This window comes from Cellulomonas sp. P2_B4, assembly GCF_056404795.1.
The window spans coordinates 1-505 of record NZ_JBFUDI010000131.1; the positions used below are offsets into that span (position 1 = coordinate 1).

Genomic DNA, 505 nt, shown 5'->3' on the forward strand with positions numbered 1-505 from the left:
GCCCAATGTCATGCTGGTCCATTTCGAGGATCTGAAGCGCGACCTGACGGGCGAAATGCGGCGCATCGCCGACTTTCTCGATATCCGGATCAATCCCGCGCACTTCCCGTCGATGGTCGAGCATTGCACTTTCCCATGGATGAAGGCGAACGCGACCAAGGCCGCGCCGCTGAGCGGCATCTTCTGGGACGGCGGGGCGGAGACCTTCATCAACAGGGGCTGCAATGGCCGCTGGCGCGATACGCTCAGCCTGCGCGACGTGATCGATTACGAGACGCGCAGCGTGGACGAACTTGGTCCGATCTGCGCGCGCTGGCTGGCCGGCGGCGTGCGCGCGGTCTGACGATCCATTCTCGGGCCCGACGGGCGGGTCGGGCGATTTCAGGGGCCCGACGGGCGGGCCGGGGCGTTGACCGATCATGAGCAACCGACCTGCCGCCCGCATCGTACCCCTCTTCCTCCCCCTGTTTCTGCTCGCGAGCTGCGGCGGCGCGGCAAGCAAGGA

Annotated in this window: 1 protein-coding gene; it reads left to right on the forward strand. The window is 66.5% G+C overall.

From position 1 onward, the window contains the following. Positions 1 to 343, forward strand: a 343-nt coding sequence (locus AC1DZC_RS20485; protein WP_477044575.1) for a sulfotransferase domain-containing protein, incomplete at its 5' end; no start/stop codon positions are given. Positions 344 to 505: the final 162 nt, after the last annotated feature.